At 68.8% G+C, this 5908-nt stretch carries 6 protein-coding genes; 1 reads left to right on the top strand and 5 read right to left on the bottom strand.

Annotated features, from left to right (window positions below; all coding sequences use genetic code 11):
- The 4 genes from ACTHJR_RS13360 to ACTHJR_RS13345 all read right to left on the bottom strand — a co-directional run.
- The coding region (locus ACTHJR_RS13360; RefSeq protein ID WP_440523727.1) for an enoyl-CoA hydratase-related protein at positions 1-805 on the bottom strand (805 nt) is incomplete at its 3' end.
- 97 nt (positions 806-902) lie between these two features.
- Positions 903-2741: an acetyl/propionyl/methylcrotonyl-CoA carboxylase subunit alpha gene (locus tag ACTHJR_RS13355; RefSeq protein ID WP_440523726.1), complete on the bottom strand. Its 1839-nt coding sequence runs from the start codon at positions 2739-2741 to the stop codon at positions 903-905.
- Positions 2738-3214 (bottom strand): nuclear transport factor 2 family protein, encoded by a 477-nt coding sequence (locus ACTHJR_RS13350; protein ID WP_440523725.1) that lies wholly within the window; start codon positions 3212-3214, stop codon positions 2738-2740. Before ACTHJR_RS13350 ends, ACTHJR_RS13355 begins: the two co-directional genes overlap by 4 nt.
- Before the next feature lie 19 nt (positions 3215-3233).
- Positions 3234-3728 (bottom strand): nuclear transport factor 2 family protein, encoded by a 495-nt coding sequence (locus tag ACTHJR_RS13345; RefSeq protein ID WP_440523724.1) that lies wholly within the window; start codon positions 3726-3728, stop codon positions 3234-3236.
- 76 nt (positions 3729-3804) lie between these two features.
- On the opposite strand from ACTHJR_RS13345, the gene ACTHJR_RS13340 reads away from it, so the two are divergent.
- Complete coding sequence (locus ACTHJR_RS13340) at positions 3805-4239, top strand: endonuclease domain-containing protein (RefSeq protein WP_440523723.1); 435 nt, start codon at positions 3805-3807, stop codon at positions 4237-4239.
- A 20-nt stretch (positions 4240-4259) separates the two neighbouring features.
- Here ACTHJR_RS13340 and ACTHJR_RS13335 read toward each other — a convergent pair whose 3' ends face one another.
- Positions 4260-5861 (bottom strand): carboxyl transferase domain-containing protein, encoded by a 1602-nt coding sequence (locus ACTHJR_RS13335; protein ID WP_440523722.1) that lies wholly within the window; start codon positions 5859-5861, stop codon positions 4260-4262.
- Positions 5862-5908 lie beyond the last annotated feature (47 nt).

Genomic DNA, 5908 nt, shown 5'->3' with positions numbered 1-5908 from the left:
CCACGCCTTCCCTGGCGTCGGCGCTGGCGCCGCGCGACCAAATCAGCCGGCTGTCGAGCCGGTGCGCGTCGCTCGGGGAGGGCGCGCCCATCATCCGCCACATCATCTGCCGCGTCAGCGCGATCGAGACGGGGGCGGACTCGGCGGTGAGCCGGCGAGCGAGCTCGCGCGCGGCGGGGAGCAGGTCGGCGGGGGCGTGGAGCGAGCAAACCAGGCCGGCTTGCTGCGCCTCGTCGGCAGGGACGAGGCGCCCCGAATAGCACCAGTCGAGCGCGGTCGAGATGCCGACCAGGCGCGGCAGGAACCAGCTCGACGCCGCCTCCGGCACGATGCCTCGGCGCGCGAAGACGAATCCGAACCGCGCACCCTCGGCGGCGATGCGGAAGTCCATCGGCAGAATCATGGTCGCGCCGATTCCGACCGCCGCACCATTGATCGCGCCGATCACCGGTTTGCTGGACTGGAAGATGCGCAGCGACAGCAGGCCGCCGCCGTCGCGAATACCTTCATGATCCCAATCGACCTGGCCGTCGGGGCCGACCGGCGAACCCGCGTCGGACCAGCGCGGCCCCTGCGCGTAATCGAAGGTCGCGCCACCGGAGGAGAGGTCCGCACCGGCACAAAAAGCGCGCTCGCCGCTGCCGGTGACGATCACCGCGCGGACCTCGTCATCCGCATCGGCGCGGTCGAACGCGGCGATCATTTCCCGCATCATCTGCGCGGTGAAGGCGTTCATCGCCGCGGGGCGGTCGAGCGTGATGGTCCGGATGCGGTCGGTGACGTCGCCCTGGATTTGGCTGGTCATCGCCCCTCTCTCGTCGCCCCGGCGTAGGCCGGGGCCGCTGGCCGCGTCGCACCATCGCCTGCGATCCCGGCCTTCGACGGGACGACGGGCAACCCCATCACTCCGCCTTCTCGATCTTCACCAGCAAGGCATCCACCTGCACCTGTGCACCCGCGCTGGCGTTCAACTCCGCCACCACGCCGTCGAACGGCGCGGTCAGGCCGTGTTCCATCTTCATCGCTTCGAGCGTCAGCAGCTTCTGGCCCTTGGTCACCGCGTCGCCCGCCGCCACGTCGACCGCGATCACGCGGCCCGGCATCGGCGCCAGAATCGCGCCGTCGCCCGCGGCGCCGGCCGTGCCGCCGGCGGCGCGAAACGGCGTCAATTGCCACACTTGGCCGCCCTCGGCGATCAGCAGGCTGTCGACCGCTCCCGATCCGGGCTCCGGCGCATCGTAGTCGATCGTCACCTTGGCGCCGTCGAGCAGGAATGTGCCGCTCCGCCGCGCCGGCGCATTGAGGCGGAATCCCGACATCGCTCTATCGCCGATCAGCGCGGCGGCGGCATCGGCCAGCGCCTCGTGCGACGGCGAGGCAGGCGGCATCAGCGCGTCGCCCTCGCGCGCGATCAGGCCGGTATCGACCTCACCCGCGGCGAAGGCGTGGTGCTCGAGCGCCTCGACCAGGAAGCCGGCGTTCGAGCGTACCGGCCAGACGATCGCGTCGGACAGCGCATCCGCCAACCGTTCGCGGGCGTCTTCGCGTTCCTCGCCCCAGGCGATGACCTTGGCGATCATCGGGTCGTAGAAAGGCGAGATGTCGGCGCCTTCCTCGACCCCCGTGTCGACGCGCGCGATATCGCCCAGGTCGAACGCCTCGAGACGCCCGATCGAGGGCAGGAAGCCCTTGGCCGGATCCTCGGCATAGAGCCGCGCTTCCATCGCCCAGCCGTTGATCGCGAGCTCGTCCTGCGCCTTGGGCAGGGGCTCGCCCGAGGCCACCCGCAATTGCCATTCGACCAGATCTTGCCCGGTGATCTCCTCGGTCACCGGATGCTCGACCTGGAGGCGGGTGTTCATTTCCATGAACCAGATGCGGTCGGCGCGCAGACCTTCGCTGGCATCGGCGATGAACTCGATCGTGCCGGCGCCGACATAGTCCACCGCCTGCGCGGCGCGGACCGCGGCGGCGCAGATCGCCGCGCGCGTCTCTTCGTCCATGCCCGGGGCGGGGGCCTCTTCGATCACCTTCTGGTGGCGGCGCTGGAGCGAGCAGTCGCGCTCGAACAGATGGACGACATTGCCGTGACTGTCGCCGAACACCTGCACTTCGATATGGCGCGGCGAGAGGATGTATTTCTCGATCAGCACGCGATCGTCGCCGAACGACGAGGCCGCCTCACGCTGGCACGAGAGGAGCGCGTCGGCGAACTCTTCCGACGCGTCGACGCGGCGCATGCCCTTGCCGCCGCCGCCCGCGACTGCCTTGATCAGCACCGGATAGCCGATCGCATCGGCCTCCGCCTTGAGATGGTCGGGGCGCTGGTCCTCGCCGAGATATCCCGGCGTGACCGGCACGCCGGCGGCGATCATCCGCTCCTTGGCGGCGTCCTTCAGGCCCATCGCGCGGATGCTGTCGGGATTGGGACCGACCCAGACCAGCCCGGCTTGCTTCACCGCCTGCGCGAAATCGGCGTTTTCGGACAGGAAGCCGTAGCCGGGATGGATCGCCTCGGCGCCGGTCGCCTTGGCGGCGGCGAGGATCTTGTCGCCGACAAGATAGGATTCGCTCGCGGGCGAGGGGCCGATATGCACCGCCTCGTCGGACTGGCGGACATTCAGCGCATTGGCATCGGCGTCCGAATAGACCGCCACGGTGCGAATACCCATGGCACGCGCGGTGCGGATGATGCGGCAGGCGATCTCGCCGCGATTGGCGATGAGGAGCGAGGTGATCATGCGCTTGGGCACCCTGTCGTGCGTTGCGACCAGCTCACGTTCTGGACCTTCCACGCGCCATTCTCGCGGACCAGGTCGAAATGATCGACGCCGCAGGTCGCGACCTTGCCGTCGACGGACAGGGTGAAGTCACCCCAGACCATCGCGATGTCGCCGTCGATCCGGATCAGCGGATTACCGGTGAATTGCTCGTGATAGCGGTGCTCGCCCGGCTTGATCTTCGACAGATAGTCTTCCCAGCTGATGTGGCGGATCAGCTTGCCGCCGTCGGGCCGGCTGACCGCCACGGTCGCGCCGCCGCCGCCATCGATGCGGATCTGGTTGCGGATCGCGGCGGCATCGGTCGCGTCGATGCCGGCGAACCAGGCCTTGAGCGGCGCCATCACCGCGGCGGCGTCCGCCGGCGACGGCGGCACAGGGCCCCGGTCGGCGGCCGGCGCCGCGGCGGCGAGCAGCAGGGGAAGGACAATCATCGATCGGCTCCAGTGAGAATTATTGGGCGGCGCAGCCGGTGGCGCGGCTCGACCAGGTGACATTGGCCACTTTCCACGCGCCGTTTTCGCGAACGAGGTCGAAATGGTCGACGCCACAATGACGGACCGTGCCGTCGCTCAGGCAGGCATAGGGGCCCCAGACCATCGCGATGTCGCCGTCGATCTCGATCGCGGGATCGCTCAGCCGTTCCTCGAACCGCTCGGGGCCGGGCTTCACCCCGGCGACGAATTCGGCCGCGGTCAGGCGGCGCACGCTGCGCGTGCCGTCGGCCTTTTCCGCGGCGACCGTGGCGGTGGCGTCGGGACGCATCGCCGCCAGGATGATCGCGGAATCGCGCCGCGCGAGCCCGTCGAACATCGCGTTGACGGGGGCCATGACCTGGCCCTCCTCGCTGCTGGGCGGCGGGAGCGGGTTGGCGGGCGGAAGCTTGTCGCTGGCCTTCTGGTCGGCGACCGAGGCGAGAAGGAGGAGAGGAAGAAGGATTGCGTTCATCGTGGTTCCTTCAATTCCTCCCCGAGCTTGGCTCGGGGAGGGGGACCATGCGAAGCATGGTGGAGGGGCAGGGGCGATGTTCAGAGACAAGGCACCCAAGGGCGGAGCGAGCGCGGTGCAGCAAGCGCGCCGGCTTCGGCGCGAGATGTCGTTGCCGGAAGTGCTGCTCTGGCAGGAACTGCGCAAACGGCCGGATGGACTCAAATTTCGCCGTCAGCGGCCGACGGGACGGAAGCTCAGCCTCGACTTCTTCTGCAGCGATGCGCGCTTGGCGATCGAGGTCGATGGCGAGGCGCATGGCCGAGGGGATCGACCGGAGCGGGATGCGAACCGCGATGCGTGGCTTGATGGCGTGGGGGTCGCGACGTTGAGGATCCCGGCGGTCGAGGTGTTGGGGAATCTGTCCGGTGTGGTCGAGCATATCCTCGCCACTGCGCGTGCGCGGTTGCCCCTCCACCACCCGGCTGCGCCGGGCGGTCCCCCTCCCCGAGACGAGCTCGGGGAGGAATAAGAGAAGGCCGATGGCGTCGATCACATCCGGAACACGCCGAAGCTCGGGCGCTCCGGGATCGGGGCGTTGAGGCAGGCGGCGAAGGCGAGGCCGAGGACGTCGCGCGTCTGCGCGGGGTCGATGATGCCGTCGTCCCACAGCCGCGCGGACGCGTGCCAGGGATTGCCCTGGGCTTCGTAATCCTCGCGGATCGGCTGCTTGAAGGCTTCGGCTTCCTCCGGCGTCCATTTGGCCGCGTCGCGGTGGACGGTCGCCAGCACGCTCGCCGCCTGCTCGCCGCCCATCACGCTGATCCGGCTGTTGGGCCAGGTAAACAGGAACCGCGGCGAATAGGCGCGGCCGGCCATGCCGTAATTGCCCGCGCCGAAACTGCCGCCGATCAGCACGGTGATCTTGGGCACGCTGGCGGTGGCGACCGCGGTCACCAGCTTGGCGCCGTGCTTGGCGATCCCTTCCGCCTCGTACTTGCCGCCGACCATGAAGCCCGAGATGTTCTGGAGGAACAGCAAGGGGATGCGGCGCTGGCTGGCGAGCTCGATGAAATGCGCGCCCTTGACCGCGCTTTCCGAGAACAGCACGCCGTTATTGGCCAGGATCGCGACCGGCATGCCCCAGATGTGCGCGAAGCCGCAGACCAGGCTGCTGCCGTAGAGCGATTTGAATTCCTGGAATTCCGAGCCGTCGACCAGCCGGGCGATGATCTCGTGCACGTCGTAGGGCGCACGCACGTCCTGCGGGATGATGCCGTAGAGGTCGTGCGGATCGAATTTGGGCGGGCGCGGCTCGCGCAACTCGATGTCGGGCCTCGCGTCGGGTTGCAGCGTCGAGACGATGTCGCGGACGATGGTCAGCGCCTGCTCGTCATTCTCCGCGAGATGGTCGACCACGCCCGACTTGCGCGCATGGAGGTCGCCGCCGCCGAGATCCTCGGCGCTGATTACTTCGCCGGTCGCGGCCTGGACCAGCGGCGGACCGGCGAGGAAGATCGTGCCCTGGTTGCGGACGATCACGCTCTCGTCGGACATGGCGGGGACGTAGGCGCCCCCGGCGGTACAGCTGCCCATCACGCAGGCGATCTGCGGGATGCCCTTGGCCGACATATTGGCCTGGTTGAAGAAGATCCGGCCGAAGTGATCGCGGTCGGGGAACACCTCGGCCTGATGCGGCAGATTGGCGCCGCCCGAATCGACCAGATAGATGCAGGGCAGGCGGTTGTGTTCTGCGATCTCCTGCGAGCGGAGATTCTTCTTGACCGTCATCGGATAATAGGTGCCGCCCTTCTCCGTGGCGTCGTTGCAGACGATCATCGCCTGGCGCCCCGATACGCGGCCGATGCCGGCGATCATGCCGGCGCCGGGCACTTCACCCTCGTACAGGTCGCACGCGGCGAGCTGGCCGATCTCGAGGAACGGCGAGCCCGGATCGAGCAGCCGCTCGACGCGGTCGCGGGGCAGCAATTTGCCGCGCGCGGTGTGGCGCTCGCGGCTCTTTTCGTTGCCGCCCAACGCCGCGGTGGCGACGTCGGCGCGAAGGCGGTCGACCAGGGCGCGATTGTGCGCGGCATTGGCGCGGAATTGCTCGCTCTCGGCGGAGAGGCGGGTGTCGAGGACGGGGGCGCTCATGCGCCTTGCCTAGCCCTGCGCACCGGCATTGGGAAGCCGCTGGAACC

The organism is Sphingomonas sp. (assembly GCF_051962185.1).
Taxonomy (GTDB): Bacteria; Pseudomonadota; Alphaproteobacteria; order Sphingomonadales; family Sphingomonadaceae; genus Sphingomonas.
This window is presented reverse-complemented; position numbering and strand designations above follow the sequence as displayed.